Annotated in this window: 28 protein-coding genes and 1 tRNA gene; 13 read left to right on the top strand and 16 right to left on the bottom strand. The window is 69.1% G+C overall.

The window, feature by feature from the left end; all coding sequences use genetic code 11:
• Window positions 1-35: 35 nt before the first annotated feature.
• The 3 genes from K6T25_RS05930 to K6T25_RS05940 form a co-directional block, all read right to left on the bottom strand.
• The gene (locus K6T25_RS05930) at window positions 36-458 is read right to left on the bottom strand and encodes a DUF7539 family protein (protein ID WP_222917265.1); all 423 of its coding nucleotides are present in this window, start codon (window positions 456-458) and stop codon (window positions 36-38) included.
• A gap of 120 nt (window positions 459-578) precedes the next feature.
• Window positions 579-2621, bottom strand: a complete 2043-nt coding sequence (locus K6T25_RS05935) for a DEAD/DEAH box helicase (protein WP_222917266.1) — start codon at window positions 2619-2621, stop codon at window positions 579-581.
• A gap of 141 nt (window positions 2622-2762) precedes the next feature.
• Window positions 2763-3185, bottom strand: a complete 423-nt coding sequence (locus tag K6T25_RS05940; protein ID WP_222917267.1) for a cupin domain-containing protein — start codon at window positions 3183-3185, stop codon at window positions 2763-2765.
• Between the two features lie 74 nt (window positions 3186-3259).
• Between K6T25_RS05940 and K6T25_RS05945 the strand changes: the two genes are divergently transcribed.
• Window positions 3260-4447, top strand: coding sequence for a site-2 protease family protein (locus K6T25_RS05945; RefSeq protein ID WP_222917269.1), 1188 nt, complete (start codon window positions 3260-3262; stop codon window positions 4445-4447).
• A 155-nt stretch (window positions 4448-4602) separates the two neighbouring features.
• On the opposite strand, the gene K6T25_RS05950 is transcribed toward K6T25_RS05945, so the two are convergent.
• Window positions 4603-4675: transfer RNA gene (locus K6T25_RS05950), tRNA-His, on the bottom strand.
• A 195-nt stretch (window positions 4676-4870) separates the two neighbouring features.
• Here K6T25_RS05950 and K6T25_RS05955 point away from each other — a divergent pair.
• The 3 genes from K6T25_RS05955 to K6T25_RS05965 all read left to right on the top strand — a co-directional run bounded on the left by K6T25_RS05955 (window position 4871) and on the right by K6T25_RS05965 (window position 6904).
• Window positions 4871-6007, top strand: coding sequence for an ATP-binding protein (locus K6T25_RS05955; RefSeq protein WP_222917271.1), 1137 nt, complete (start codon window positions 4871-4873; stop codon window positions 6005-6007).
• A gap of 41 nt (window positions 6008-6048) precedes the next feature.
• Entirely contained in the window at window positions 6049-6504 is a 456-nt protein-coding gene (locus tag K6T25_RS05960) for a DUF5814 domain-containing protein (protein ID WP_222917273.1), read from the top strand.
• 121 nt (window positions 6505-6625) lie between these two features.
• Complete coding sequence (locus tag K6T25_RS05965) at window positions 6626-6904, top strand: HalOD1 output domain-containing protein (protein ID WP_222917275.1); 279 nt, start codon at window positions 6626-6628, stop codon at window positions 6902-6904.
• A 91-nt stretch (window positions 6905-6995) separates the two neighbouring features.
• Here the strand turns inward: K6T25_RS05965 and K6T25_RS05970 are convergent, their stop codons facing one another.
• The 3 genes from K6T25_RS05970 to K6T25_RS05980 form a co-directional block, all read right to left on the bottom strand.
• A complete protein-coding gene (locus K6T25_RS05970) occupies window positions 6996-7409 on the bottom strand; it encodes a DUF8146 domain-containing protein (protein WP_222917277.1) in 414 nt (137 codons plus the stop codon).
• 98 nt (window positions 7410-7507) lie between these two features.
• Complete coding sequence (locus K6T25_RS05975) at window positions 7508-8107, bottom strand: RPA family protein (RefSeq protein ID WP_222917279.1); 600 nt, start codon at window positions 8105-8107, stop codon at window positions 7508-7510.
• Window positions 8107-9054 (bottom strand): replication factor A, encoded by a 948-nt coding sequence (locus K6T25_RS05980; protein WP_222917281.1) that lies wholly within the window; start codon window positions 9052-9054, stop codon window positions 8107-8109. Before K6T25_RS05980 ends, K6T25_RS05975 begins: the two co-directional genes overlap by 1 nt.
• A 183-nt stretch (window positions 9055-9237) precedes the next feature.
• Between K6T25_RS05980 and K6T25_RS05985 the strand changes: the two genes are divergently transcribed.
• Both K6T25_RS05985 and K6T25_RS05990 read left to right on the top strand, forming a co-directional pair.
• Window positions 9238-9531 (top strand): DUF7091 family protein, encoded by a 294-nt coding sequence (locus tag K6T25_RS05985; RefSeq protein ID WP_222917887.1) that lies wholly within the window; start codon window positions 9238-9240, stop codon window positions 9529-9531.
• 31 nt (window positions 9532-9562) lie between these two features.
• A complete protein-coding gene (locus K6T25_RS05990) occupies window positions 9563-10627 on the top strand; it encodes a mannose-1-phosphate guanylyltransferase (protein WP_222917283.1) in 1065 nt (354 codons plus the stop codon).
• A gap of 26 nt (window positions 10628-10653) precedes the next feature.
• Here the strand turns inward: K6T25_RS05990 and K6T25_RS05995 are convergent, their stop codons facing one another.
• From K6T25_RS05995 to K6T25_RS06005, 3 genes are all read right to left on the bottom strand, one after another.
• Complete coding sequence (locus K6T25_RS05995; RefSeq protein ID WP_222917284.1) at window positions 10654-11436, bottom strand: SDR family oxidoreductase; 783 nt, start codon at window positions 11434-11436, stop codon at window positions 10654-10656.
• Between the two features lie 55 nt (window positions 11437-11491).
• Window positions 11492-11986, bottom strand: a complete 495-nt coding sequence (locus K6T25_RS06000; RefSeq protein ID WP_222917285.1) for a Tfx family DNA-binding protein — start codon at window positions 11984-11986, stop codon at window positions 11492-11494.
• A gap of 76 nt (window positions 11987-12062) precedes the next feature.
• Window positions 12063-12518 carry a TRAM domain-containing protein gene (locus tag K6T25_RS06005; protein ID WP_222917286.1) on the bottom strand — a complete coding sequence of 152 codons (456 nt, stop codon included), beginning with the start codon at window positions 12516-12518 and terminating at the stop codon, window positions 12063-12065.
• A gap of 136 nt (window positions 12519-12654) precedes the next feature.
• Between K6T25_RS06005 and K6T25_RS06010 the strand changes: the two genes are divergently transcribed.
• A complete protein-coding gene (locus tag K6T25_RS06010) occupies window positions 12655-13335 on the top strand; it encodes a hypothetical protein (protein WP_222917287.1) in 681 nt (226 codons plus the stop codon).
• A gap of 86 nt (window positions 13336-13421) precedes the next feature.
• Here the strand turns inward: K6T25_RS06010 and K6T25_RS06015 are convergent, their stop codons facing one another.
• Window positions 13422-13739 (bottom strand): hypothetical protein, encoded by a 318-nt coding sequence (locus K6T25_RS06015; protein ID WP_222917888.1) that lies wholly within the window; start codon window positions 13737-13739, stop codon window positions 13422-13424.
• Window positions 13740-14069: 330 nt separating this feature from the next.
• Here K6T25_RS06015 and K6T25_RS06020 point away from each other — a divergent pair, with 330 nt between their 5' ends.
• The 5 genes from K6T25_RS06020 (at window position 14070) to K6T25_RS06035 (ending at window position 18602) form a co-directional block, all read left to right on the top strand.
• Window positions 14070-15185 (top strand): tRNA (guanine(26)-N(2))-dimethyltransferase, encoded by a 1116-nt coding sequence (locus tag K6T25_RS06020; protein WP_222917288.1) that lies wholly within the window; start codon window positions 14070-14072, stop codon window positions 15183-15185.
• A gap of 67 nt (window positions 15186-15252) precedes the next feature.
• The gene (locus K6T25_RS06025) at window positions 15253-16080 is read left to right on the top strand and encodes a YhjD/YihY/BrkB family envelope integrity protein (protein WP_222917289.1); all 828 of its coding nucleotides are present in this window, start codon (window positions 15253-15255) and stop codon (window positions 16078-16080) included.
• A gap of 142 nt (window positions 16081-16222) precedes the next feature.
• Window positions 16223-17143 carry a YihY/virulence factor BrkB family protein gene (locus K6T25_RS06030; RefSeq protein ID WP_225917823.1) on the top strand — a complete coding sequence of 307 codons (921 nt, stop codon included), beginning with the start codon at window positions 16223-16225 and terminating at the stop codon, window positions 17141-17143.
• A complete protein-coding gene (locus K6T25_RS15520) occupies window positions 17140-17559 on the top strand; it encodes a hypothetical protein (RefSeq protein WP_225917824.1) in 420 nt (139 codons plus the stop codon). The genes K6T25_RS06030 and K6T25_RS15520 overlap by 4 nt, the downstream gene beginning before the upstream one ends.
• A gap of 8 nt (window positions 17560-17567) precedes the next feature.
• Window positions 17568-18602, top strand: coding sequence for a phosphatase PAP2 family protein (locus K6T25_RS06035; protein ID WP_222917290.1), 1035 nt, complete (start codon window positions 17568-17570; stop codon window positions 18600-18602).
• 76 nt (window positions 18603-18678) lie between these two features.
• On the opposite strand, the gene glnA is transcribed toward K6T25_RS06035, so the two are convergent.
• Window positions 18679-20061, bottom strand: a complete 1383-nt coding sequence (glnA, locus tag K6T25_RS06040; RefSeq protein WP_222917292.1) for a type I glutamate--ammonia ligase — start codon at window positions 20059-20061, stop codon at window positions 18679-18681.
• Between the two features lie 125 nt (window positions 20062-20186).
• Here glnA and lrp point away from each other — a divergent pair, with 125 nt between their 5' ends.
• Window positions 20187-20645 carry an HTH-type transcriptional regulator Lrp gene (gene lrp / locus K6T25_RS06045; RefSeq protein ID WP_222917294.1) on the top strand — a complete coding sequence of 153 codons (459 nt, stop codon included), beginning with the start codon at window positions 20187-20189 and terminating at the stop codon, window positions 20643-20645.
• Window positions 20646-20703: 58 nt separating this feature from the next.
• Here the strand turns inward: lrp and K6T25_RS06050 are convergent, their stop codons facing one another.
• From K6T25_RS06050 to alaS, 4 genes are all read right to left on the bottom strand, one after another.
• Window positions 20704-20856: a hypothetical protein gene (locus K6T25_RS06050; protein WP_222917295.1), complete on the bottom strand. Its 153-nt coding sequence runs from the start codon at window positions 20854-20856 to the stop codon at window positions 20704-20706.
• 360 nt (window positions 20857-21216) lie between these two features.
• Window positions 21217-22305, bottom strand: a complete 1089-nt coding sequence (locus K6T25_RS06055) for an aminopeptidase (RefSeq protein ID WP_222917296.1) — start codon at window positions 22303-22305, stop codon at window positions 21217-21219.
• Window positions 22306-22385: 80 nt separating this feature from the next.
• Window positions 22386-22673, bottom strand: a complete 288-nt coding sequence (locus K6T25_RS06060; RefSeq protein WP_222917298.1) for a DUF7964 domain-containing protein — start codon at window positions 22671-22673, stop codon at window positions 22386-22388.
• A 13-nt stretch (window positions 22674-22686) separates the two neighbouring features.
• Window positions 22687-25455 (bottom strand): alanine--tRNA ligase, encoded by a 2769-nt coding sequence (gene alaS / locus K6T25_RS06065; RefSeq protein ID WP_222917299.1) that lies wholly within the window; start codon window positions 25453-25455, stop codon window positions 22687-22689.
• Window positions 25456-25527: the final 72 nt, after the last annotated feature.

A 25527-nucleotide genomic window follows, 5' to 3' on the forward strand; every position in this document is an offset into this window, starting at 1 on the left:
ACGACCGAACCGGGAGTCGGGTCCGCGGCCGCAGATCAGTCGCGACCGAGATACTCGTCGAGCCGTTTCTCGATGAGTTCCGTGACGCGCTCGGCGTACGTCCACAGCGCCGTGTTGATCCGTTCTTCGGTCTCGTCGTCGAGGTCGTCGAGGCCGCGGAGAACCGAGTCGCTCGTCACCTGCGGGTGGTACACACAGACGACCCTGAGCGCGTCGGTCGACCCACGGCCGTCGGCCGAGTGGACGCCGTACTGATCGGTTCCCCAGACGCCGTCACCGCCGTGGCGCTCCAAGCGCGAGTCGATCGCATCGAGCAGCCGGAGTTCCTCTTCCGAGAGGATCGGATCGTCGCCCTCGAACAGTTCGGCGTACGCCTCGGCACGGGCGCGGGCCGTCCATCCGTCGAGCTGGGATCGAACCTCGAGAACGAGCTGTCGGCGGTCGGAAGCGTCGGCCATACCGAGACGACGACAGCGACGGCAATCAACCTTGGTACACGCTTCGGCACGTCCGGAACGTGATCGGCCGCGTCCGCTCCGCGGATCGAACGGCCGGGTCGCTCCGCGGCTCGTGCCCGGCTACAGCTCTTGCTCCGCGAGTTCCATGTCCGCGACGATCTCGTAGGGGTGGTGATCCTTCCGGATCCCGTCGAGGATGCGGAACGCGTCGTCGGGGGCGAGGAAGTGCTCGGTGACCGCCCGACCCAGCGGCGTCGGCGACAGGCCGTCGATGAACTCCCACTCCAGTAGCTTGCCGATCGCGTGGGTGGTGGGGACCTCGCCGATCATCCGGTCGTTCAGCTTCTTGGCGCGCTTGCCCGCGACGACGACGTTCGCGAGCGTCTCTTCGGCGGCGGAGGTCGTGTCGTACACCGTCGTCACGTCCTCCATCTCACCCTTCAGGAGCTTGAACGCCGTCTCGTCTTCGGTGCCCTCCATCGAGGAGTGGTAGCTCGCGTCGGGTTCGACGAGCACGTACACCGTCCCCTCGTCGTGGTAGTCGGGGCGCCCCGCACGGCCGAGCATCTGCTCGAACTCCTGCACGGAGAGCCACTCGATCCCCATCGCGAGCGTGTCGAAGATCACCTGCGAGGCGGGGAAGTCGACGCCGGCCGCGAGCGCGGCCGTAGTGACAACTGCTGCCAGCTCCTGGTCCCCGAATTTGCGCTCGACGGTCTTGCGGCGCTTGTAGTCGAGGCCGGCGTGATACGGCGCGGAGTCGTACTCCAGCTTCCGGGAGATCTCGTGACAGCGTCTGCGGGAGTTGGTGAAGATGATCGTCTGCCCCCGGTACCCCTTCGAGGACTTCGTGTCGAACTCGCGTCTGACGAGCTTCTTTTCTATCTCCAGCTTCTCGCGCTCGTCGGCGAAGGTGACGTGGCGCTCGATGGGGATCGGGCGCTCCTCGAACTCGATGAGCGTCGCGCGGAGGCGCTCGGCGAGGAACTCGGGGTTGCCGACGGTCGCCGAGAGGTACACCCACTGCGCCGAGGAGTTCCGGGTCTCGGAGTAGTGTTTGAGCCGCGAGATCATCCCGTCGAGGCGGTGGCCGCGGCCCTCCTCTTTCAGGGTGTGGACCTCGTCGATGACGACGGTGCCGATGTCGCCCATGTCCTTGCCGGTGCGCAGCGCGTGGTCGATCCCCTCGTAAGTGCCGACGATCACGTCCGCGTTCGGATCGAACCGGGTGCCGTCGTCGTTGATCCGGGAGGCGCCCACGCGGATGGTCACGTCGAGCACGTCGCCGTAGCGCTCCTCGAAGTCCTCGTGTTTCTGGTTCGCGAGCGCGACCAGCGGGACGAGAAACAGCAGCTTCCCCTTCCCGTTGAGCGCGTTGTCGACGCCGGCGAGTTCGCCCACGAGCGTCTTCCCGGTCGCCGTCGCGCTCACGACGAGCTGGTCGTCCCCGTCGAACAGCCCGTTCTCGACCGAGAGGCTCTGCACCGGCAACAGTTCGTCGAACCGGCCCTCGACGCGCTCCTGGAGCGCGGGGTGGAGGTTCAGCGAGCTCGTGGGGACGGGGTCGATCTCGTCGGTCGTCGCCGAGATGGTGTCGAACTTCGTGAGGTCGGGGTCGAGGTTCCCTTGCAGGAGGTTCGTGATGCGCTCCAGGTCCTGCACCTCGAACAGGAGGTCCTCGAGGCGCTCCTGTGCGTTGCCGGTGAACTGTCCCTTGTAGGAGAGCTCGCGTTCGAGTTCCCGTTTCGCGCAGTCGGGACAGATGAAGTCGCGGTCCGCCTTCACCGCGGTGTCGGCAGTGACCGGCGAGTAGCGCCCGGCGTTGGCGCAGTAGCGGCAGGTGCGCACCTGCTTGGCGTCGAGCTGGTAGGCGTCGAGCATCTCGACGAGCCGGTCGCGGGCGCCCGCCCCCGTCTGCTCGGAGATGCGGATGCGGCGCGCGTTGCGCGCCAGATCGACGAACTGGTCGGGCTGGCGCGGCTCCTCGCCGCCCTTTCGCTTGACGCGGAAGCGACGCGGGCGCGGACCGGCGTCGGCCTCCTTGAGTTCGAGGACGCCCTGGAGGACGCGCGAGCCGTCGCGCTCGACGACGACGGTGAACTCGTCGGCGTCGCTGCGCTCGTGGAGGAACAGGGTCTCGACCTGCGGGAGTTGCTCGGACACGGTGATCTGGTTGTGGGTGATAGGCGGATGCGGTATTTCAGGGATTCGGCTTCCGTGTGTGAGTTGGTACCGTGATCACTGTCGGGGGAGTTGTCGAGCCGTCGTCGTCCCGTCGAGAAGCCGGACGACCGCGAAAGCGGCCTACTCCTCGTCGATGACGCGGATCGTGTCGTCGCCGTGGGGGACCACACAGATGAACGCGGCCGGTTCGTCGCCGTCGTTGCGGTACCAGTGCCGGACACCCGCGGGGATGAGCAGCGCGTCGCCCTCCGCCACCGTGTACTCCTCGCCGTCGAGCCCCACGGTGTACTCGCCCGCGAGGACGTACTGCTCGTGTTCGACCTCGTTGGTGTGGTTCGGGACGTGCGCGTCGGGCGCGAGCTCGAACCGCCGCATCGCGAAGTGCGGCGCGTCGTCGGACTCGTCGATGAGCACACCCTTCGACATCCCCTCGCCCGCGTCGACCTCACTCGTCGCGAGCTCGTCGCCGCGCTTCACCACGGCCTCGGTTGTCGATCCGTCCGTCGTCGGTTCGTCCGTCGTCGTCGCATCGGGTTCGCTCATGGCCGCCGGTTTCGCGCGACGGGGGATAAATCTCGGCGGCCGGGTTTATACGCCGTGGGAAACTACTCAGAGGTATGCGAGGAATCCGTGTCGGGCGGGTCGCCGGTATCCCGATCCAGCTGAACTGGACGTTTCTCCTGATCCTCCCGCTGTTCGCGTATCTCATCGGGAGCCAGGTCGGGGAGTTCGCCGGGATCGTCGGCGACACGTTCGGCGTCGCGATCGCTGCGGACGCGCTCACCGGTGGGACCCTCCCGTGGGTGCTCGGTACCGCCGCGGCGCTGGGGCTGTTCGTCTCCGTCCTGCTTCACGAGTTCGGGCACTCGCTGACCGCGATGCACTACGGCTACGAGATCGAGTCGATCACGCTGTGGCTGTTCGGCGGCGTGGCCTCCTTCGAGGAGATGCCTGAAGACTGGAAACAGGAGTTCGCCGTCGCGATCATGGGCCCGGTGGTTTCGGTCGCGCTCGGGGTCGTCACCTACGTCGTTCTCGTGAGCGTCAGCCTCCCGCCGACGGTCGCGTTCGTCGTCGGCTATCTCGCGCTGATGAATCTCGTGCTCGCGGCGTTCAACATGCTGCCCGGCTTCCCGATGGACGGGGGACGGGTGCTCCGGGCGCTGCTTGCGCGGAACCGCCCCCACGCCCGAGCGACCCAGATCGCCGCCGAGGTCGGGAAGGTGTTCGCGTTCCTGCTCGGCCTGTTCGGCCTGTTCGGCGGCAACTGGCTCACCGTCGGGCTCGCGTTCTTCATCTACATCGCCGCCTCCAGCGAGGCCCAACAGACGACGATGCGCGCCGCCTTCGAAGGGGTCATCGTCGACGACATCATGACGCCGCGCGAGGAACTGAACGTCGTCCACCCGAACGACAGCGTCGCGACCCTGATGGAGCGGATGTTTCGCGAGCGCCACACGGGCTACCCCGTCGTGAAGAGCGGCTCCCTCGTGGGGATGGTGACGCTGGCGGACGCACAGGGCGTCCGCGAGGTCGAGCGCGACGCCTACACGGTGCAAGACGTGATGGAGACGGACATCCCCAGCGTCACGTCCGACGCGGACGCGGTGACGGCGCTGGAGACGATGCAGCGGCGCGGCGTCGGCCGCCTCGTCGTCGTCGACGCCGACGGCGAACTCGTGGGACTCATCTCGCGGACCGACCTCATGACCGCGTTCAACGTCATTCAACAGGGTGGCCGGGAGTCGCTCGGTATCGGCGCCGAGACGGGCGTCCTCCCGGACATCGGCGGTCGGAGCGTCTGACCGCGGCCGTCGCTACAGTGTCGGCGGCGAGACAGGATCGGCCCCCGGGTGCGAGAACCGAACCACGGTCGTTCCGCTCACTTCGTTCGCGTCACTCCTGCTTCAGTTCTCTTCGCGGCGGACCGTCGGCTGCGCGCGTTCGTTCGCGGCGAGAAGTCCAGGTGCGAGAATTGAACCCGCGTCTCAGCCTCCACAAGGCTGAAGGATAGTCCACTACCCCAACCCGGACACGCACCCGTAGGTAGCCCGGTGCGATTCAAATACGTTACGACTCGACCGGGCAGTCCGAAGAGGATCGGCGACGGCAGGACGACAGCGGGACGACGGTGGGGGGTGGATCACTCGACGCGCACAGAACGGCCGAACTATCGACTCCCGCTGGTTCCATCCGGCTTTATTACCCGCCGGGGAAGACTCCGCACGATGGTCGCTTCCGCGTATCGATGGGACGTGTCCTCGGCGGGCGTGACGTTCCTCGGCGCGGCTCTGATTGTCGCGACCGCGTATCATCACATCGTCCACGAGCCGTCAACCGTTGGTCAAGTGATCGCCCCGACGGCCGCGTTCCTGCTCGACGGAGGCCTCGCGGTCGGCGTCGCCGCCGCGGGTATCGCGATGGCGCGGTCGGATCGGGGCCCCGAACACAACCGGACCGTCGCCGCGTTCGGCGCCGGAACCGGACTCGCCTTCGTCGCGGCGGTGGCGCTCACGATCGGGATCCGGGCGGCCGAGGGGCGGACGGTCCCGGAGCCGGAGTTCGTCTTGTTCACCGCCGTCGGCGCTGGATTCCTCACTGGCGCTCTCGCCGGGGAGTACCGAGCGCGCAGCCGCTCCTACGCCCGGTCGGCCGCCCGAAAGCGCGATTCGCTGGCGTTCGTCAACGGGATGCTCAGACACGACGTCCGCAACGACGCCGCGGTCATCGCCGGCTACGCCGAGGACCTCGACGGCGGGGAGGTGGCGACCGGCGACCGGACCGCGGCGACGGTCGTCCGCGACCGTGCACAGCGAGTCGTCGAGCGGACCAAGCTGGCCCGAGCGGTCGCCGAGACCGTCTCCGGGGAGGCCGATCCCGACGCGATCCCGCTCGCGCCGCTCGTCGACGAGGCGGTCGCGTCGGCCCGGGCCGCGTACCCGTCCGCGACGGTCACGAACGAGGTGCCGGAAGGGCTCGCCGTGCCCGTGAACGAGGCGTTCCGGCTCGTCCTCGATAACCTGATCGAGAACGCGATCGAACACCACAACGGCGACGCGACCGTCCGGATCGACGCCGCTCGGAACGACGATCGCGTCCGGATCCGCGTGCTGGACGACGGACCTGGGATCGACCCGGAGACGCGGTCCGGGCTGTTCGACCACGCGGCGGGAACTGCGAAGGGGCTCCACATCGTGAACACCGTCGTCGACGGGCTCGGCGGCGATGTACGCGTCGAAGACCGGGAGCCGGAAGGAACGGCGTTCGTGATCACGTTTCCGGCGGCGCCCGACGAACGGCAGGACGGATCGGAGACCCAAGAGTCCCCAGAGCCGTACGTTTCCGGCGGCCGTCAGGAAGACTGACCGTCGCGCTTTTCTCGTCCGATCGAGTATAGGAGATCGTCGTGGCCATCACGGACAAGATCTACCTGAAGAACCACCGGCAGATCGCCTCACAGCTCGACGCGAACGTTCCGAAAGGCGCGTTCTCGGGGGCGACGCTGGATCTGGTGTTCTCGGGCGACGGGCTCGCCGAACTCGATGAGACCACCCGCGACCGGGTGCTGGAGTTCGCCGAGGACTTCCTCGACTGCGCCTGCGACGACGCGCCGTACTGTGGCCACCCCGAGCGGAAGTTCGTTCGGTACCTGCTGGAGTTGCGCGCGCAGGGACTCGGCCCCGACGCCATCGTCGACGTGATGGGCGACGATTACATGCTGTACGCCTACCCCGGCGACGTGCTCTCGTTTCTCGACTCGGCAGTGCGCACCCTGGAGGCGACGGAGTCGCTCGCGGCCGTCGAGGGTGACGGGGAAGCAAGAGACCGGGCGCGGCAGGCACGGAACGAACTGGCGCGGTAACCTGAGTTCCGGGATAGTAACTGCCTACCAGCCGGATCGGGGGACTGCACCGGCTTAATTCACCTCAATTCAGATTTATAACACTTCCATGTTTACTCGTTGGCGGTCCGTCCTCGGTACTATGTCCGACAGCGATGCCAGCGAGGACGAGCGCGACGACGTGCCGGTGGGGACCGCTCGGGCGCCGAGCAGCCGCATCATCGACCGGGTCGCCGCGGCGGAAGGAACGGAACCCGCGGATCTCCATGCGCGCCTGTACGATGTCGTCGACCCGGAGGCACTCGATCGGGTTGTCGAGCGGAGTTCGCCGGGTCTGACGGTCGCGTTCCGATTCAACGGCTACCGCGTGCGTGTCGGCGGCGACGGCGCGGTCACCGTGTCGGCTCCGGTACGCAAGTAGGGTCTGTTGACGGGATCGATCGTTCAAAAGCGGATGCTCGGCGGGAAACCGACCGTGGGAACGGGACGCCCGACCGATGGGGATCTGTGATCTACCCGAGCTGGTACGGCTCGTCGTCGTCGCGGTCGCCGTCGAGTTCCTCGAGGAACACGACCTCCTCGCCGTCGTCGGCCTCCTCGAGCCGGTCCTGCAGGTACGTGACGAACGCCTTGTACTCGTCCAGCTGCTCGCGGAGGTGCTCGGCCTCCAGCTCCAGGCGCTCGTGCTCGCGCACGAAGCTCTTGGGCACCTCGACGGTCGGCGGGAACGACTCGCCGTCGGCGTCCGTCTCCTCCACTCGGTTCTCGGGGACGACCTCCACCTGTCCGTCGTGGGCGACGAGAGTGTCCACGTAGTCGCGAAACACCGCCGACAGCGAGAGGTCGCGCTCGTCGGCGATCTCGCGCAGCGCCTCGAAGGCATCCTCGTTGACACGGAACGAGACCGTCTTGTTCTTGCTCCCCATTGCCGGATGCTCGTTCGCGTCGCCACTTAACCGTTCGTCAGACACTCGCACGGGGGTCTCGGTATCGAGCGCGAAAAAACGGAACGCCGGCTACCGAGTTACGCGGGCGCCTCGCCCTCGAGTTCGTCGGCGTCGTCGAGCGACTGCAGCGCCGCGACGGCGGCGTCGCGGTACTCCTCGACGGGCAGGTCGTACTGCTCGCGGGCCATCCGCGCGTACTCGTTGCCCTCGTCGTCGAACGCCTCGATGCGGTCGAGCGTCCGCGCGGCCGTCTCGGCGACCCAGCGATCGCGGGTCGCGGCGTCGACGGTCGTGATCGACTCGGGGCGCACGGAGACGTTCACGTTGCCGTCGTCCGTCTCGTAGGTCCGTGGCTTGCCGACGACGGCGACGTACGCGGGCGGCTCCAGTTCCCGGAGGGCGCTGGCGGCCTCGGGCTGGTACTGCCCGGCGTAGGTGAAGAACGTCCCCGTCGGGTCGACGATGCGCCCGCGCCAGTACTCGCTGTCCTCGCCGACGTCCTCCTTCTCGGTGAGGGTGCCGACGACGAACACGCGGTTGGCACGCTCGCCCGTCGGGAGCAGCAGGTACAGGGGGGCCCGCTCGTCGTCGGACTCCTTGAACGTGTAGCTGGCGTCGTTGTACTCGGCCGCGAACACGCGGCGTGCGACCTCTCGGGATGGAACGGACTGGCTCATTACAGGGACCTCGCGCGGATCAGCAGCGATTCGGCGTCGACGGCCTCGTCGCCGTCGGCGGCGCCGGACAGTTCCTCGAACTCGTCGGCGAGCACGTACCGGCCCAGCGTCGGGCCGCGCACGCGGTAGTACCGGCCGACGATCCGGTCGGCCATCTCCTCGCCCACGACGGTCGTGTCGAGCGCGTCCTGGGCCATCTCCTTGGCCTCCTCCAGATCGATACCGGTCAACTCGGCGGTCGCCTCCTCGTTGAAGATGACCTCCTGGACGGCGTCGCCGTCGTCCAGCACCGCCTTGATGCGGAGGTCGAACTCGCCGTCGGCCTGGCCGTGCTCGCTGCAGCGGCCGTTCTGGAGCACGCGCGTGCAGTCGTCCTCGGGACAGCGCTTGATGAGGCCCGAGCCCGACTGGATGTCCACCAGCGCACCCTCGACCTCGTCGCTGTCGTCGCCGACCTCGATCTCCTCGTCGAGTTCGGTGATCGTGGTCGTCCGGTTGAGCTTCACCGAGTAGTTGCCCTGATACTCGTCGGTGACGACGTTCGAGAGCGCGTAGCTTTTGCCCTCCTCGAGTTCCTCCAGTTCGCTCGTGGAGAAGGAGACGAACTTGATCGTGCCCGACTCGTCGCCGAGCAGACCCACCTGCGCGATGGAGTCGTGGTTGGGGTCCCACAGGTCGGCCACCGTCACGCGAAGGTCGACCCACTGCTCGTCCTCGTCGATGTCGCCGACGAGCGCCTGTTCTGCGCCGCCGGAGCCGATCTCGTCACGCTCCAGCCCCGCCTCGTCGAGGTAGGAGTTGACGACGCTCCGGCGCGCCTCGTCGACGGGGACGCTGTACTCGTTCACCAGCGAGGCGAGGCGCTCCTCGATCTCCTCGGTGGTGAGGTCCAAGTGGTCTGAAAACTGCTCGTGTATCTCTTCCGCGTGGGTTTGCAGGTCTGCCATGGTTCTCTCGCCTCCGGTTGTTGTTTCGGTGGGAGGCGTACGACGGTTGGTTCGGGATCCTATTTAGTATTCCGTGACCGGGGTGAAAGTGGAGACACGGGACGGCGTGGGAGCCGTCGCCGCGACCGTTCGCGCGCGGGCAACGGACTGATAGTCGGGGCGCGCCCACACGTGGACATGGGACTGGGCGACAGGCTCCGGCGTGTGCTCGAACAGCAGGCTCGCAAGGCCGGCCGCGAGTACGCGCGCAGCAAGCGCGCCTACCGCGAGGGCCGCGAGTGGGGCGAGAACCACGCCGGCGACTTCGACCTCCCGACGGACGGGGAGGACCGCGCCCGTATCGTCTGTCGCCGCCACGCCGAGAAGCGCCGCGTCGCCGTGAACGCCGACGGGGAGCCGGCGTGTTTCGAGTCGGGGCACCCGGACTGTGAGGGGTGCGCCGAGGACGTGCGGGAGGGGCGTGTACAGACCTGGTAACGTTTTCCCCGCCGCGGGCGAGGGGGTCGACATGGATCGACCCGTCGTCGCCGTGATCCTCGCCGGCGGCACCGGCTCGCGGCTGTACCCCGCCTCCAGGAGCGACCGCCCGAAGCAGTTCCTCGCGCTGGGCGACCCCGACGACGACCGGAGCCTCCTCGCCAGAACCGCCGCCCGCACGGGCTTCGCGGACGCGACGCTGGTCGCCACCCGGCCCGAGTTCGCCGACGAAGTCCCCGAACACGCCCCGGACGCCGAGGTCGTGGTCGAGCCGGCGGGCAAGGACACCGGCCCCGCGATACTGTACGCGACCCACCGCGCACGCGAGGCCGTCGACGGCGACCCGGTCGTTGTCGTCCTCCCCGCGGACCACCACGTCCCCGACGGCGACGCCTTCGAGACGACGATGGCGCGGGGGGCGCACGTCGCCGCCGACACCGACCGACTGGTCGCCTTCGGCGTCGAGCCGACCCGGCCCGCCACCGGATACGGCTACATCGAACCCGGCGACGAGCGAACCGGCGACGAGCGAACCGGCGACGGCTCCGCGGTCGACTACCGCGAGCTCGCCGCCTTCCACGAGAAGCCGGACGCCGACAGCGTCGCGAGGTACGTCGACGCCGGCTACTACTGGAACGCCGGGATCTTCGCGTGGACGCCCGCGGCGCTGTTCCGGGAGGCGCGCGACACGCCGCTTGGCCCGCTTGCGGACGCGCTCGACGGCGACGATCCGGATCCGGAAGCCGGCTTCGCGGCCGTCGACCCGGTCAGTATCGACTACGCGGTGATGGAGCACGCCGAGCGCGCGGCGGTCGTGCCCGCGGCGTTCGCGTGGGACGACCTCGGGGCGTGGGACGCGCTCGACCGCGTGCTCGACGCGGACGCCGACGGCAACGTCGTCGCCGGCGGCGCCGAGACGCTGGCCGTCGACGCCGCGGACAACGTCGTCGCCGCGGACGGGAAGCACGTCTCGCTGGTCGGCGTGGAGGGGCTGTGCGTCGTCGCCTACGACGACCGAGTGCTCGTCGTCCCGAAGGAACAGGCACAGCGTGTCCGCGACGCGGTCGACCGGCTGAAGGAGAGCGGGCAGTTCTGAGCGCGGAAGCGGGGTTTGCCGAGGTCTCAGGACCGAAGGCGCCCGCCGTCGACGGGCAGGGCCGCGCCGTTGACGAACGACGCGCGCTCCGAGGAGAGGAACGCGACCACGTCGCCCAGCTCGCGCGGGTCGCCGATGCGGTCCAGCGGGATGTCGCTGGCCCAGTCGGCGACGCCCGCCTCGTAGCTGTCGTACTCGCCGCGGTCGAGCGCGTCCTCGACGAGCTCCTCGATGCGGGCCGTCTCGTGTGCGCCCGGGAGCACCGCGTTCGCGCGCACGTCGGGCGCCCACTCCCGCGAGACGGTCTTGACGAGACCGATCACCGTCCGGCGGACGGCGTTCGAGAGGACGAGGCCGTCGATGGCCTCCCGAACCGACGTCGAGGTGATGCAGGTGACCGTTCCCGCGTCGCTGTCCGTGAGGTACGGGCGCGCCTCCCGGAGCGTCCAGACGGCGCTCATGACGAGCGTGTCGAAGGCGCCGCGCCACTGCTCGTCGGTCATCTCGTCGAAGGTGCCCGGCGGGACGCCGCCCGCGCTCGTGACGACGTGGTCGAGGCCGCCGAACTCGTCGACGGTCGCCGCCACGAGCGCGGCCACGTCGTCGCCGTCGGTGATATCGGCCTCGACCGCGAGCACCTCGCCCGGTTCCTCCGCCAGCGCCGCCTCGGCCTCCTCGAGGCGCTCGGGCGTTCGACCGCAGATCACCACGTTCGCGCTTTCGGCCGCCAGCGACGCCGCAGAGGCGAAGCCGAGGCCGCTCGAACTAGCCGTCACCAGCGCCGTGTTCCCGTCGAGTCTGAGGTCCATACCCGCGATTTCGACCGTTGCATCAAAAAGCCGCCAGAGTCGGCAGGGCGTGCGGTTACTCGGTGCGCGGCTGCTCCGAGCGTCGGACCCGGACGGTTCCACCGCCGGTGATACCGACGAGGATCGGGTCGACGACCTCCCGACCCTGGACCGCGTCGCCCGCGTCGTCGCTCACGAGTTTCATCAGGTCCGGCGCGGTGTGGTTGACCTTCACCTCCGCCTCGTCGCAGGCGTCGTACACCCGGTCGGGCACGTCGTAGAGGTCGGTTCCCGCGGCGATCTCGATCCGGACGGGCGCCGACAACGCCTCCGCGAACGCGACCGTCTCGCGCGCCTTCTCGACGTTGTCGCGGGCCGACGACTCGACGCTCGACACGTTCGCTCGCGACGTTCCCAGCAGATCGGCGATGTCGGCCTGCCTGACGTCGCGCTCGCGCAGCGCGAGGACCTCCGCCTGCCGGCGGGTGAGGACGCTGTGCTCGGCGTCGAAGCCGGCGCGGTCGAGCAGTTCGGCGACGTCGACCGCGTCGACGCTCCCCTCGGTAGTCATGGGTATCGATCGAACCCCGGCACACAAAAAGGATAGTACGGACTGTCCAGCCGCGACCGTCCGGGGCGAGTCGGCGCTACGATCCCCAGAAGTTGTCGCGCGATCCGAGCCGTTCGCCTCGCTTCGCTTCGGTCTCCTCGTCGATCTCCGCGTTCTCGTGTTCACCCTCGTCTCCCTCCTCACCCTCCTCGGGCACGTCGGGAAGCCGCTCGATGACGCGTTTCGCCTTCGCGTGGTTGTGCTTCACTCGATCGATGCGGACGACCGCCCGTGCGGGCGGGAGCAGGCCGTCGACCATGACGATGTAGCCGTCGTCGGTGCGCCCGACGCCCGCGCCGCTCTCGTGGATGTCGTCGACCTCGACGACGACCTCCTCGCCGGGTTTGACCGGCTGCTGTTTCAGATCCGAGATCGGCATGTCGTAATCGTTGCACCACTCGGCGCCGCCGCGGTCGCCGTAGTGCTGACAGCCCATGCCCTGGATCCGCTCGGAGAACCGGGGGCAGTCATCCGCAAGTGGACAGTCCGCCATGCGGAGATGTACCTCCGGCATCGTCTAAACGCTTCCGTCTGAACGAGTCGCCGTGCGCGGCGGCCGACGAGAGGACCGCGATCCGGCCGAAGAAGGGCGACGAGGGGCTTTTGCTCGCCCCGCCCGTACCGCGACCGTGAACCGCCGCGCTCCTGAGCTCGCGCTTGTGACCGGGCTGCTCCTCGCCGCACCCGTCGGCGCGTTCGCACTGTGGGCGACGGGCGACCTGTCCCGGTCGCTGCTCACCGGCGTCGGTCTCCTGTACCCGTTCGCGGTGTACGCGATCTATCACGACGACGATCCGACGAGCGTGCTGCCGCCGCGGGCCGTGGCGGTCGCCGGCACGGTGGCCGGTGCCGTGCTCGTCGTCGACGCGGCAGCGACCGCCGGGGTCACCGACGCGACGCTGCGCGGCACCTTCCTCGGGCTGCTCGTCGCCGCGCCCGCGTGGACGTACGCCGTCACGTACACCCCGGTCCGTACGCTCCCTGACGGCCGAGTGCTCATGCTCGCCGGCGCCGTCGGCGGTGCAGCGCTGCTGCTGGTCGGATTCTCCGTCGAGACGCCGTTCGGTGCGGCGGCGGCGCTGGTGCTGTGGATCACGGGCGCGATCGCCGCCCGAGCCGCCGGGTTCGCCGCGACGCCGACCGCCCGGCTCGGCGCCGTCGCCGCCGGCGTCGTCCTCGGCGTCGCCGTCCTGTTCGCCGCGCTGTTCGCCGGGTCGGTGTCCTCCGCGGCGGTCCTTTCGGCGGTGACGCTGGCGCTTGCTCCGGCGGTGTACTACGGGCTCACGGTCGAAACGGCGTCGTTCGAGTGACCAACGGTTCGGCGGGCAGCGCATCGGGGACACTGGCCGCGTAGTCGGGTATAACCGTTGGGCGGGCACCCTGTGCCCCGGTTCGATCAGAGGAACTCGGCGACCTCGGAGTACCACATGTCGTGGCGGTCGACGCGGTCGACGCGCTCGGCGATGTCGACGGCGAGCGCGTGCCAGCAGCGCTCGCTCGGGTCGGAGCTGTCGAGGTTGTAGGTGGCGTCCCGGCAGTCACAGCCGCCGTCCTCGACGATGTGCTCGTCCCGATAGCCGACGACGACGGTGAAATCCCGGTACCGTTTCACCCGACCCTCCGCGACGGCCTCGATCGCCCGGCGACCGCGGTCGCCGTGGAGGGTGATGATCTCGGCGACGACGGGGGGCCGAAGCTCGCCGGCGGCCGCCAGCGCCGCGCGCCAGTCGTCGGCCGCGAGGTCAGCGAGCGCGCCCGGATCGAGGTCGACCGCGTCCGCCGCGGTCGGTTCCTCGTCGGCGACGGGTTCCGCATCGGTGGCGGCGGAGTCCCCGCCGTTCGCGGCGGATCCATCGTCGGTGGCGGCGGCCTCGGATGTCGCGTCCGGATCGGCGTCGCCGTCGCCTCTTGTCACGTCGCGTCGGTTCGCGTGGCCGCGGCAAAACGCTTCGGTCCCGTCAGGAGGCGGGCGGAGTCGCCGGCCGCTCGGGGGCGCGCCGATTCCACGCCAGTTAACCCCGCGGACGGCGCACGTCCGGCAACGATGGAGGTCACGGAGGGCGGCGTCACCGTCGAGATCGAGGGCGCGCGCGACGGCGCGAGCGAGGGGCGCGCCGACGAGGTGTTCTACAACCCGGAGATGGAGCTGAACCGCGACATCACCGTCGCCGTGTTGCGAGCCTACGCGGACCGCGAGTCGCGCGCGGAGACGTACCTCGATGCGATGGCCGCCTCGGGCGTCCGCGCCACCCGCGCGGCCGCCGAGGGGTGGGACGCGACCGCCGCCGACGTGGACGACGACGCCGTCGCGCTCGCGGGGCGAAACCTCGCGCAGTACGGCGGCGAGGCGGTTCAGCGCGACGCGAACGCGCTGCTGCACGAGGGGGTCTACGACGTTGTCGACGTCGACCCGTACGGCTCGCCGATGCCGTTCGCCGACGCCGCCGTCGCCGGCACGCGGAACCTCCTGTGTGTCACCGCGACCGACACCGCGCCGTTGTGTGGCGCCCACTTCGAGTCTGGCGTCCGCCGCTACGACACGCTCCCCCGAAACACCGAGTATCACCCCGAGATGGGGCTTCGCGTGCTGATCGGCGCGCTCGTCCGCCGGGCCGCCAGCCGGGACAAGGCCGCCGTGCCGATCTGCTCGCACGTCTCCCGGCACTACGCGCGAACGTACCTCGAACTGGAGGCCAACGCCACCGAGGCGACGGCGACCCTCGACTCGCTGGGGTTCGTCCACCACTGCGAGGACTGCCTCGAACGCGACCACGAGTTCGGTCGCCTCCCCGAGGTACCCGAGTCGTGTCCGTACTGCGGGTCGAACCGGGTCCTCACCGCCGGACCGATCTGGCTGGGACCGGTTGCCGACGCCGGGTTCACCGAGCGGGTCGCCGCCGAGGTAACGGACGACATGGGCGAGGCGAAACGCGCGCGGAAGCTGCTCCCGACGGTCGCCGGGGAGTTGGAGACGCCGACGCACTACGACCAGCACCGCCTGTGCAAGCAGTGGGGCCGTCCGGCCGTCGGCATGGACGAGTTCGTCGACGCCCTTCGGGAGGCCGGCTTCGACGCCTCTCATGCCCACTACTCCGGGACGGCGTTCAAAAGCGCCGCCACGGTCGCCGAGATGCGCGAGGCGACCGCCGATCTCGCGTGAGCTGGTCGGGCGATCGCTCCGGTCGCGGTCGCCGCCCTCTTAGCCCTCGACCGACAACGCGGTCGGTGTGTCGAACGACGCTCGTGCCCCCGAGTCGTCCAGCGACAGGGGGTCTCGATCCGACGCCGCCGGTCCGATAGCGGTCGCGGGCGCCGTCGTCCGTGCTCTCCGCGCCGCGGACGCCACGTTCATGGCGGGGAGCCTCGCGTACTACAGCGGCGTCGCGACCCTTCCGGTCACGGTGCTGATCGTCGCGTTCCTGACCCGGGCCGGGGAAGGGGTCGTCGCCGCCGGAGCCGTCACCGCGGGAGGGGAACTGCTGACGCCCCGGGGGCGAGCGTTCCTCCGGGCCTCGCTGGCCGACGTGTCGGAGCGACGCGGGATCGTCGTCATCGCCGGGACGTTGGCGGCCTTCTCGGTCGTGCAGCTGTTTCGGGGGTTCGATCGCGCGTTCGCCGCCGTTTACCGGGTCGAGAAGCGGGGCATGCGGTCGCGCGTCCACGACACGGCGTTCGCGCTCGGCGTCGGCGGGCTGGGCGTCCTCGCGGTGCTGCTCGCGGCGGGAGCCCTGTCGCTGTACACCAACGAGTCGCTCGTGCGCGGGAGCGTCCCCGTCGCGGTGTTGCTGCTGTCGACCGTGGCGCTGTTCCCGCTGTTCTACTCGCTCCCGGCGACGCCGGTGTCGCGCACGGAGGTGGTCCCGGGGACGCTCGTCGCCGCGGTCGGGTGGACGGTCACCGGCGCCGTGCTCGGCGCGTACGCCGCCCTCGGCAGTGGTGTCGGGATCTACGGCGTCCTCGGGGGGCTCGTCGTGCTCGTCGCGTGGTTCTACGCGGCGAACCTGCTCGTGCTCGTCGGAGCGGCGACGAACGCGGTGCTGGCCGGACACGTCTGATCCGGCCGGCGTGTCGTGTGCGACCCATCGAGTGGAACGGGAACGCATCGACTGTCCGCCGATCGTCTCACCTCGCCCACGCAGTTCACACCGTGTCAACACGAACCGTGCGCTTTTCTCGCGGTCGCGTGAACACCGTGACGTGCAGGCCGAATCCGAACCGGCGGGAGCGACGGGAGTGTTCCGGCGGGCAGTGTCGTTCGCCCGCGAGATCGTCGCCCGGACGAGCGAGGAGAACGTCACCTTCCTGGCGGCGGGCGTGGCGTACTACGCGTTCGTCTCGCTGTTGCCGGCGGCGGTCCTGGCGTTGGTAATCGCGGTGACCGTCGGAGGACAGCAGCTCGCGGCCGCGGTCGTCGACGCGAGCGCGAACGTCCTCACCGCCAGCGGGCAGGAACTGCTCGTCACCGCGCTCATCGACGGCCCCGGACAAGGGTCGGCGACGCTCATCAGCCTCCCGCTGACGCTGTGGGGGGCGTTGAAGGTGTTTCGCGGCCTCGACATCGCCTTCTCGCAGGTGTACGGGATCGAGGGCGCCGTCGGGCTCGCGGACCAACTTCGCGACTCGCTGGTGGTCGCCGCGAGCGTCGGCGGGAGCCTCGGTGCGATGATCCTGCTCGGGGCGGTCGTCGCCGTCGTCGACGTGGTCGCCGTGGCCGTCGTCGCGAACGCTCTCGCACTGCCGGCACTCCTCTCGGCCGCGTTTCTCCCGATGTACTACGTGTTCCCCGACACGGACGTGACCCTCCGCGACGTGCTCCCCGGCGCCGTCTTCGCGGGCGTCGGCTGGACCGTGCTCAGGGTGGCGTTTCAGGCATACGTCGAGTTCGCCGGGGGGAGCAGTGGCGGCGAGGGAACCGTATACGGCGTGCTCGGCGCCGTGCTGCTGTTCGTGACGTTCCTCTACTTCGGCGCGACGCTGGTGCTCGTCGGGGCCGTCGTCAACGTCGTATCCAGTGACAGCGGCCGGGAGAGTTGGGGCGGTGACGGGGACGACCCGACCGCCGCGACGGAAGAGACCGGCAGGATAAAGGGACAGACACGCGTGCGGAGTGACGAATGAGCGGCGAGACCGCGAGCGCCGAGGCGGACGTCGACGGCGAGGAGGACGACGGCCGTCCGGCGCCGGACATCGGGGAGTTGGACGAGCGCGTCGCCGAGCTCCGCGCGGACCTCGACGCGATCGACGACCGAACCGTAGAGAAGCCGACGCTGGAGGCCGATCTGAAGCGATACGTCCGCCGACGGATGCGCCGCGGCCACGCCCGCGGGTGGGGACCGTACCTCGTGTTGCTGTACGGCACCGTGATGACGCTGGGCGCGTTCTACTTCCTCGAAGGGTGGGTCGCGATCACCGCGATGCTCGTGTTGTTCCTCTCGACGCTCGGGCTGTACACGCTGTTCGTCCTCGTCGGCGTCGGACTCAACCTCGTGTCGGTTCCCGGCCGCGCGATCGACGCCGTCCGGGACCGCCGGTAAGGGGGCGGATGTTCCGCACTATCACCGCCGCCGCGGCCGCGCTGCCCGACTGGCTCGTCGTGATCGCCGCCCTCCTCACCCAGCTGGGTGACGCGTGGTTCCTCTATCTCGGCCTCGCGCTCCTGTACTGGCTTGCCGACGATCGACTGGCCGCCAATCCCCGCCGCGTCGGCGCGACCGTCGTCGCCGTCGGCCTCGGCGCGCTCGCGGTGACCGTCGGCCTCAAGAGCCTGTTCGCGTTCCCGCGGCCGCCCGGCGCCGGCGAGGCGACCGTCCCGTTGTGGCTCCCCGAGCTGCTTCACGGTGTATACGTCAACACCGCCACCGGCGACGGGTTCGGCTTCCCCTCCGGGCACGCGATCGGCGCGACGATGGTGTACGGCGCGCTCGCGACGTTTCTCGACGTGGGAACGCGGCGGAGCCGTCGCCGCGTCGCCGCGGTCCTGATCGGCGTCGTCGCACTCACGCGGGTCGCGCTCGGCGTGCACTACCTCGCCGACGTCGCCGTCGGCGTCGCGGTCGGACTCGCGGGGCTGTGGCTGTTCCACCGAGTCGCCCGGAAGGGGTTCCGTCCGAACCCCGACCGGGCGTTCTTCCTGTCGGCCGTACTCGGCGTCGCGGCGCTGATCCTCGCCACGGCCGGCGGCCACGACGGCGAGATGGTAGAGGCGGGGATCGTCGTCGGCGGCGGGCTCGGCGGGTACGCCGTCTGGCGGGTTCGTGGGACGGACTCGACGACCGTCGGTGTCGTCGGTACGGTCGTGGGACTCGCGGTCATCGGGGCGGTGTTCGGCTCGGCGTACGCCGTCGCCTCGATCGGGCTCCCGTACGTGTTCGGGGTCGTCCCCGACACCACCCCGTTCCGTCTGCTGGCGACCGTTCCCCTGTCGTTCGCGGGCGTCGCGCTCGTCGTTGGCTGGCCGACGATCCTGGGCCGGGTTCGAGCGTCACGAGCCGACAACGACGACGCGGAGCCCGTCGAGGATCTCATCAGCGAGGCCGAATCCGACGCCGACGGGGGCGGAGCGAATCGATCCGAGTGAGCGGCCGCACGCGTCGATCGGCGAAACGAAACGAAAAAAAAAAAAAACGAGCGGCCGATGACCGACCGGCGACGCCTCAGAACGTCTCGAGGTAGCGATCGAGCTCCCACTGGGAGACGTCGATGCGGAACTCGTCGTACTCGGCCGACTTGGCCTCGATGAACTTCTCGGTGATGTGCTCGCCGAGCGCGTCCTGCACGACCTCGTCGTCCTTGAGCTCGGCGACGGCCTCGCCGAGGTTCGACGGGAGCGTGGTGATGCCGTACTCCTCGCGCTTCTGCTCGTCGAACTCGTAGATGTTCTCGCGGACGGGCTCGTCGCACTCCAGTTCGTCCTCGATGCCGTCGAGGCCGGCGTGGATGAGTGCCGCGAACGCGAGGTACGGGTTACACGAGGGGTCGGGGAACCGCGCCTCGATGCGCGAGGCGGCCGGCACGCGCGCGGCCGGCTTGCGGATGAGCGCCGAGCGGTTGCGGTCGGACCACGCGACGTAGACGGGCGCCTCGTAGCCGGGGACGAGCCGCTTGTAGCTGTTCACCGTCGGGTTCGTCACGGCCGCGATCGCGGGCGCGTGCTCGAGGATGCCCGCGGTGAACTGCTTGGCCGTCTCCGAGAGGTCGAACTCGTCGTCGCCGTCGTGGAAGGCGTTCTCGCCGTCCTCGGTGAACAGCGAGATGTGGGTGTGCATCCCCGAGCCGTTGATCCGCGGGATCGGCTTGGGCATGAACGTCGCGTGGAGGTCGTGCTGGGCGGCGATTGCGCGCACGACGGTGCGGAAGGTGCCGACGTTGTCGGCGGTGGTGAGGGCGTCGTCGTACTCGAAGTTGATCTCGTGTTGGCCCTCGGCGACCTCGTGGTGGGACGCCTCGATCTCGAAGCCCATGTCCTCGAGGCCGTAGATGATGTCCCGGCGCACGTCCTGTGCGAGGTCCTTGGGCGCGAGGTCGAAGTAGCCGCCGGCGTCGTTGGTCTTCGTCGTCGCGCGCCCGTCCTCGTCCTCCTCGAACAGGAAGAACTCCGGCTCGGGGGCGGCGTTGACCTCGTATCCCATGTCCGCGGCGCGCTCCAGCGCGCTCTTCAGGACGCGACGGGGGTCGCCCTCGAACGGCTCGCCCGTCGAGGTGTTGATCACGTCGCAGATGAGGCGGGCGGCGCCGCCGCCGTTGTCGCCCTCGCGGGTTCTCCACGGGAGCACCGCGAACGTCTCGGGGTCGGGCTTGAGGCGCATGTCCGACTCCTGGATCCGTACGAAGCCGTCGATCGAGGAGCCGTCGAAGTAGATACCCTCGGTGAACGCCTTCTCGGCCTGCGTCGCCGGGACCGAGACGTTCTTGACCGTCCCCAGGATGTCCGTGAACTGGAGGCGGAGGAAGTCGATGCCCTTCTCGTCGATCTCGTCGATGACGTCCTGCTCGACGGCGCTGAGCCCGCCGTCCGGTTTGGTGTTTCCGTCCGTCATGTTGTGACGTTTGTCTTCATACACTCCCTGTATATAGGAGTTGACGGTCAGTGCAATTACCCCTTCAGCTCTCTCGCAGTGGACATCCGTCAAATTCTAAAGGGAGGCACCCGTGGACGAGTGTAATGACGTACGAAAACCTCGATGCCAAGCTCGTCAACTCGCTGTTAGGGAACGGTCGCGCCAGCCTCCGCTCGTTGGGCGAGGATCTCGACGTGTCGGTGACGACCGTCTCGAATCACCTCCGCGACCTCGAGGACGAGGGCGTGATCGAGGGGTACACGCCCCGGGTGAACTACGACCGGCTCGGCTACGACGTGACGGCGATCGTCCAGCTGAAAGTCGAAGGGAGTGCGTTGCCGGAGATCGTCGACCGCCTGCGCGAGCAAAAGCAGATGGTAACCGTCTACGAGGTCACCGGCGACTACGACGTCATCGCGGTCGGCAAGTTCCACGACACCGACGAGATGAACGAGGGGATCAAGGGACTGCTCGCCGATCAGGACATTCGCGAGACGAACACGTCGGTCGTGCTCAACACGGTCGTGGAGAACGCGCAGTTCGACCTCGACGTCGAGGAGTGAACTGTCGCTCGCGGCGGGCCGCGAGCGGTGAGAACGGTCGATCCAGCGAACGCCGAGTTCAGACCATGAGCTCGGTCACGTCTTCCATGTCCGTCTGACAGAACGGACAGCGGTACCGGGTCGAGAAGCCGCCGGACTGGGCCGTCGTCTTCGCTTCGAGTTCGTGCATTCCGATCTGACGGCCACAGTCGGGACAGTTCACCTTGGGCACGTCCGAGTGACACGGTCACACACGCATAAATCCCGGCACCGGCGTACAGAGAGAAATCTATTAGTACACGCACTTCCGTGAACGTTGGCGGTTCCGTGGGGTCGCGGTGACGCGAACGGCGACGCCGGATCCGAACGTGCTGTGTCTCACACCGGCGTACTGACGGCTCCCCAGCGGTCCCCATGAGTTCGACTGGAGCGCCGGGTCGATTCGGGGATCGTCCTCGCGCTCTTCGTGGGCTCGCGTACTCGCCCTCGCGCTTTTCGTGGGCTCGTGCGCTCGCCGTTCGCCATCGCGGTCTCACGCTGTTCGACCGCGAACGCTCCCCGCTCGGTTCGAGGGCTCGTTCGCGCTCCGCGCTCACTCGCCCTCGCCGTCCTCGAACGAGAACGTCCCGTCCCGCTGGACGACCTCGCCGTCCAACTCGATCACGGAGTCCTCGCTCATGTCGACGATCATGTCGACGTGCTCGGCGGACTCGTTGACCTCGTTACCCTCGCCGACCGTCTCGGGGTACGCCGAGCCGACGGCCATGTGAACGGTGTCACCCATCTTCTCGTCGAACAGCATGTTGTACGTGAACCGGTCGATGGCGCGGTTCATCCCGATCCCGAGTTCGCCGAGGTAGCGGGCGTTCTCGTCCGTGTTGAACACGCCCTCAAGGACGTCCTCGTTGCGCTCGGCGGAGAACTCCTCGACGCGGCCGTCCTCGAAGGTGAGGCGGACGTCCTCGATCTCGCGACCCTGGCGGTACAGCGGCAGGTCGAAGTACACCTCGCCGTTCACGCTGTCTTTGACCGGCGCGGTGAACACCTCGCCGCCGGGGAGGTTCGCCTTCCCGTCGTCGTTGAGCGCGGTGTTGCCCGCGACCGACATCGTGAGGTCGGTCTCCTCGCCGGATCTGATGCGGACCTCATCCGCGTCGTCGATCAGTTCGACCATCTGCTGCTGGAACTCCGCCTGCGCCTCCCAGTCGAGGCTGACCGCGTCGTACACGAAGTTCTCGTACTCCTCGCTGCTCATGCCCGCCAGTTGGGCGTGCCCGCTCGTCGGGAACTGGGTGAGACACCACGTCTTCGAGAGCCGCTCCCGCTGGACCGGCCGACGCGCGCGGTTGTAGTCGGCGGTCGTCTCCGGGTCGATGTCCGCCTTCTCGGAGACGTTACCGCCGCTGCGGGCGATGACGAACGCGTCGGCCGCCTCGTAGAGGGCCAGCTCGTGGTCGGGCAGCTCGAAGTCGTCCTCGCGGGCGCGGAGGTACGCGCGGGCGGCGCGCTGGGAGTTGTTCAGGTAGACCGGGTTCGCGCCGATGTCGCCGGCGTACTCGTGGAGGGCGACCGCCAGGTCCTCGGCCTCGGCGGGGAGCTGGATGACGAGGTCGTCGCCCGCCTCGAGCTCGATGGAGTGGTCGACGATGGTCTCGGCGTGTTCGCGGATTCGCGGGTCCATGTCACGCGCTTGCCGTCCGGCGGAGTAGGGGTTTCGGTCACGGCCCGCGAACGGGTTCAGGACCGAACCGAGTGTGCCGGCTACGGCCCGCCGTACCCCTGCTCGGTCGCCCACTCCCGAAGCTCGGCGTACACCGCCTCGCGGTCGTCGCGGTCGCCCGACGCCAGCACGCGGTAGCGCTCGGCCTCGCGGTCCTCGACGACGGCGAACGACCTCGTCTCGGTGGTGATCAACAGCGCCGGCACAACCTCAGTCCCGGAGCGTTGTGCGATCACCTCGTGGTGCGCCTCGACGATCCGCTCGGAGTCGGCGAGGCCCCGCACCGCCGCGGCGCCCATCGGGTACGGGAGCGCGTCGATCAGCGACATCGGGTGCGGGGGCTCACGCCTCCAGCTTCTGCCGGAGGATGTCCGCCGCGCCGTCGAGCGCGTCGTCGAGCGCGTCCACGTCGGGACCGCCGCCCTGCGCGAAGTCGGCCGGGCCGCCGCCGCCGCCGCCGACGCGGCCCGCGAGCTCGCCGACGACCTCGCCGGCGTTGACGCCGACGCCGTCGGGGACGCCGACGACGAACGTCGCCGCGCCGCCGTCGCCGGATCCGAGGACGGCGATCCGGCCGTCTTCCACGTGGGCGTTGGCCGTCGCCCGAAGCTCGTCGCTGTCGGCGTCCGTTCGCTGGACGACCGCGACCGCGTCGCCGACCTCGACCTCCTCGCCGCCCGCGGCGGCGCGAAGCTCCGCCAGTTCCTCCGTCAGGCGGTCGATCGTCTTGCCGCGCTCCTTCCACTCGGTGAAGAAGCGCTCCGCAGTCTCGGGCACCTCCTGTGGGTCGATCGAGAGCACGTCCGCGGCGTCGTACAGCGCGTCCTCGGTGCGGTGGGTCGCATCGAGGGCGGCTTCGCCGGCGGCGAACACGAGGCGCTCGACGCCGTCCTGGACGGGTTCGGTCTTCAGCAGCTTGATCGCGCCGATATCGCCCGTGCGGGCGACGTGGGTGCCGCCGCACGCCTGCACGTCGTCGCCGACGCGGATCAGCCGGATCTGCTCGCCCGGCGGGATCCCGCCCTGGTAGAGGTCGAAGCCGTGCTCGGACTCGGCCTCGTGACGGTCGGGCCACTCCTGTTTCACCGGGAGGTTCCGTCGCACGATGTCGTTGGCGACCCGCTCCATCGCCTTGACCTGCTCGCGAGTCACGCGGTCGTAGTGTGTCACGTCGAGCCGCGAGGAGTCGAGTCCCTTCTGGGCGCCCGCCTGGCGGACGTGCTCGCCGAGCACCTGCCGGGCGGCGTAGCCGACGATGTGGGTCGCGGTGTGGTGGCGCATCAGCCGCCGGCGACGCTCGCCGTCGACCTGTCCGGTCACGAACTCGCCTTTCCCGGGATCGTCGTCGGTGCGGTGGAGCACCACGTCGCCGCGGATCTGGACGTCCTCGACCTCGACGGTGGCGTCGTCCGTCGAGAGCGTCCCGCGGTCGGCGGGCTGGCCGCCGCCCTCGGGGTAGAACATCGTCTGGTCGAGCACCACGTCGTAGCCGTCCTCGCGCTCGAACACGTCCAGCACGACCGCCTCGAACTCCGTGCGTTCCTGGTCGTCGTAGTAGAGCCGCTCCGTCGCCGGGAGGTCGTCGATCCGATCGTCGGTGTCGGTCTCGCGATCGAACGCCTGCGCGGAGTCGTGCCGGGAGGCGACGAGCCCGTAGAAGTCGTCGGGCACCTCGACGGTCGCGCCGCGGTCGGCGGCGATCTCCTCGACCATGTCCGGCTGGATCCCGTGAGAGTCGTACAGCTCGATCAGCTCCTCGACCGGGATCGGCTCGCCGGCGCCGGCGTACTCGTCGGCCAGCGCCTCGACCTTGCGACCGCCGCGCTCGAGCGTCTCGCGGTACTTCTCGACCTCGGTGCGCACCATGTCGCGGATCGTGTCGCGGTTCTCGTAGCCGAGGCGCTCGGCCTGCATGTCGACCAGCTCGTCGAGCGGAGCGTCGACGCCCACCTCGTCGACGAGGCGCTTCGTCCGGCGAAGTACCATGCGCGCGAGGTAGCCCGTCCCGACGTTCGAGGGGACGATCTCGTCGCCGAACATGTACGCGAGCGTCCGGCAGTGGTCGGCGATCGCGTAGATGTCCTCCAGCGGCTCCAGCAGCGCAGTCAGCTCGGCGGTGTCGACGCCGAGCTTGTCCGCGATGTTGTCGCGGGCGGCCTCGACGTCCTCCGCCTCGTCGATGTCGAGGTGTCCCGCCAGCGTGGAGGCGCGGCGGACCAGCTCCTCCTCCTCGTCCGTGAGGTCGATCCCGGCGTTGTCCTTCAGGAACTCGATCGTGTCCGGGTAGATGGCCTCGTAGACGGTCGGCGTGCCCTGGCTCATCCAGGTCCACCGCTCGAGCCCGTACCCCGTGTCCACGATGTACGTGTCCATCTCGGAGTAGGTGTTGCCGTCCTTCAGCTCGTAGTCGCCCTCGGGGTCCTGCTCCAGCGACATGAAGACGAGCGTCGCCAGCTCGGCGCCCTTGTAGATGACCTCGATGGCGGGACCGGCGTTGCCGCCGCCGACCCACGGGTCCTCGATGTAGGTGATCTCCGAGAGGTCCGCGCCCATCTCCTCGAACAGCCCGTCACACAGCCGGACTGTCTCGTCTTTCCAGTACACCTCCCCGGAGTAGGCGTACTCGTCGCCGACCTCCTCTCTCGCGTTGAACGCGTGGTGGGCCATCATCTCGAAGGCCATCGTGTGGCGGCCGGTCTTGCCCACGTTGTCGATGTCCTGCATCCGGATACACGGCTGACTGACCGTGAGCGGGTTCGCCGGCGGCGGCGTCTCCCCGGAGGTGACCAGCGGCTGGAAGTCGTAGATCGACGCCTGCGTGAGCAGCACGTCGTCGCGCCAGCGGTTCGCCGCCACGGGGTACGGCTCGATCCGTTCGTGGTCGTGCTCCTCGAAGTACGAGAGGAACGCCTCGCGCATCTCCTCGAGGGTGTACGCCTCGTCGAAGCCGGGGTCGCCGATGAAGGAGTAGTCCTCGCAGGGGGGCTCGCCGCACAGCTCCCGCTCGTCGTCGCGGGTCCAGAAGTGGTCCCCGCAGGAGGAGCACTCCCGTCGGGAGAACCCCTCCTCCTCGAAGTAGTCGAGGCGGTACTCCGCGGTAAGGTCGCTCATTACCACGTTGTGCCCCGTCGCCGCGCAAAAGGGTTCCGGGCCGCGTTCGCCGGCGGTCGGTCCCCCGGTACG

Source organism: Halobaculum rubrum (assembly GCF_019880225.1).
Taxonomy (GTDB): domain Archaea; phylum Halobacteriota; class Halobacteria; order Halobacteriales; family Haloferacaceae; genus Halobaculum; species Halobaculum rubrum.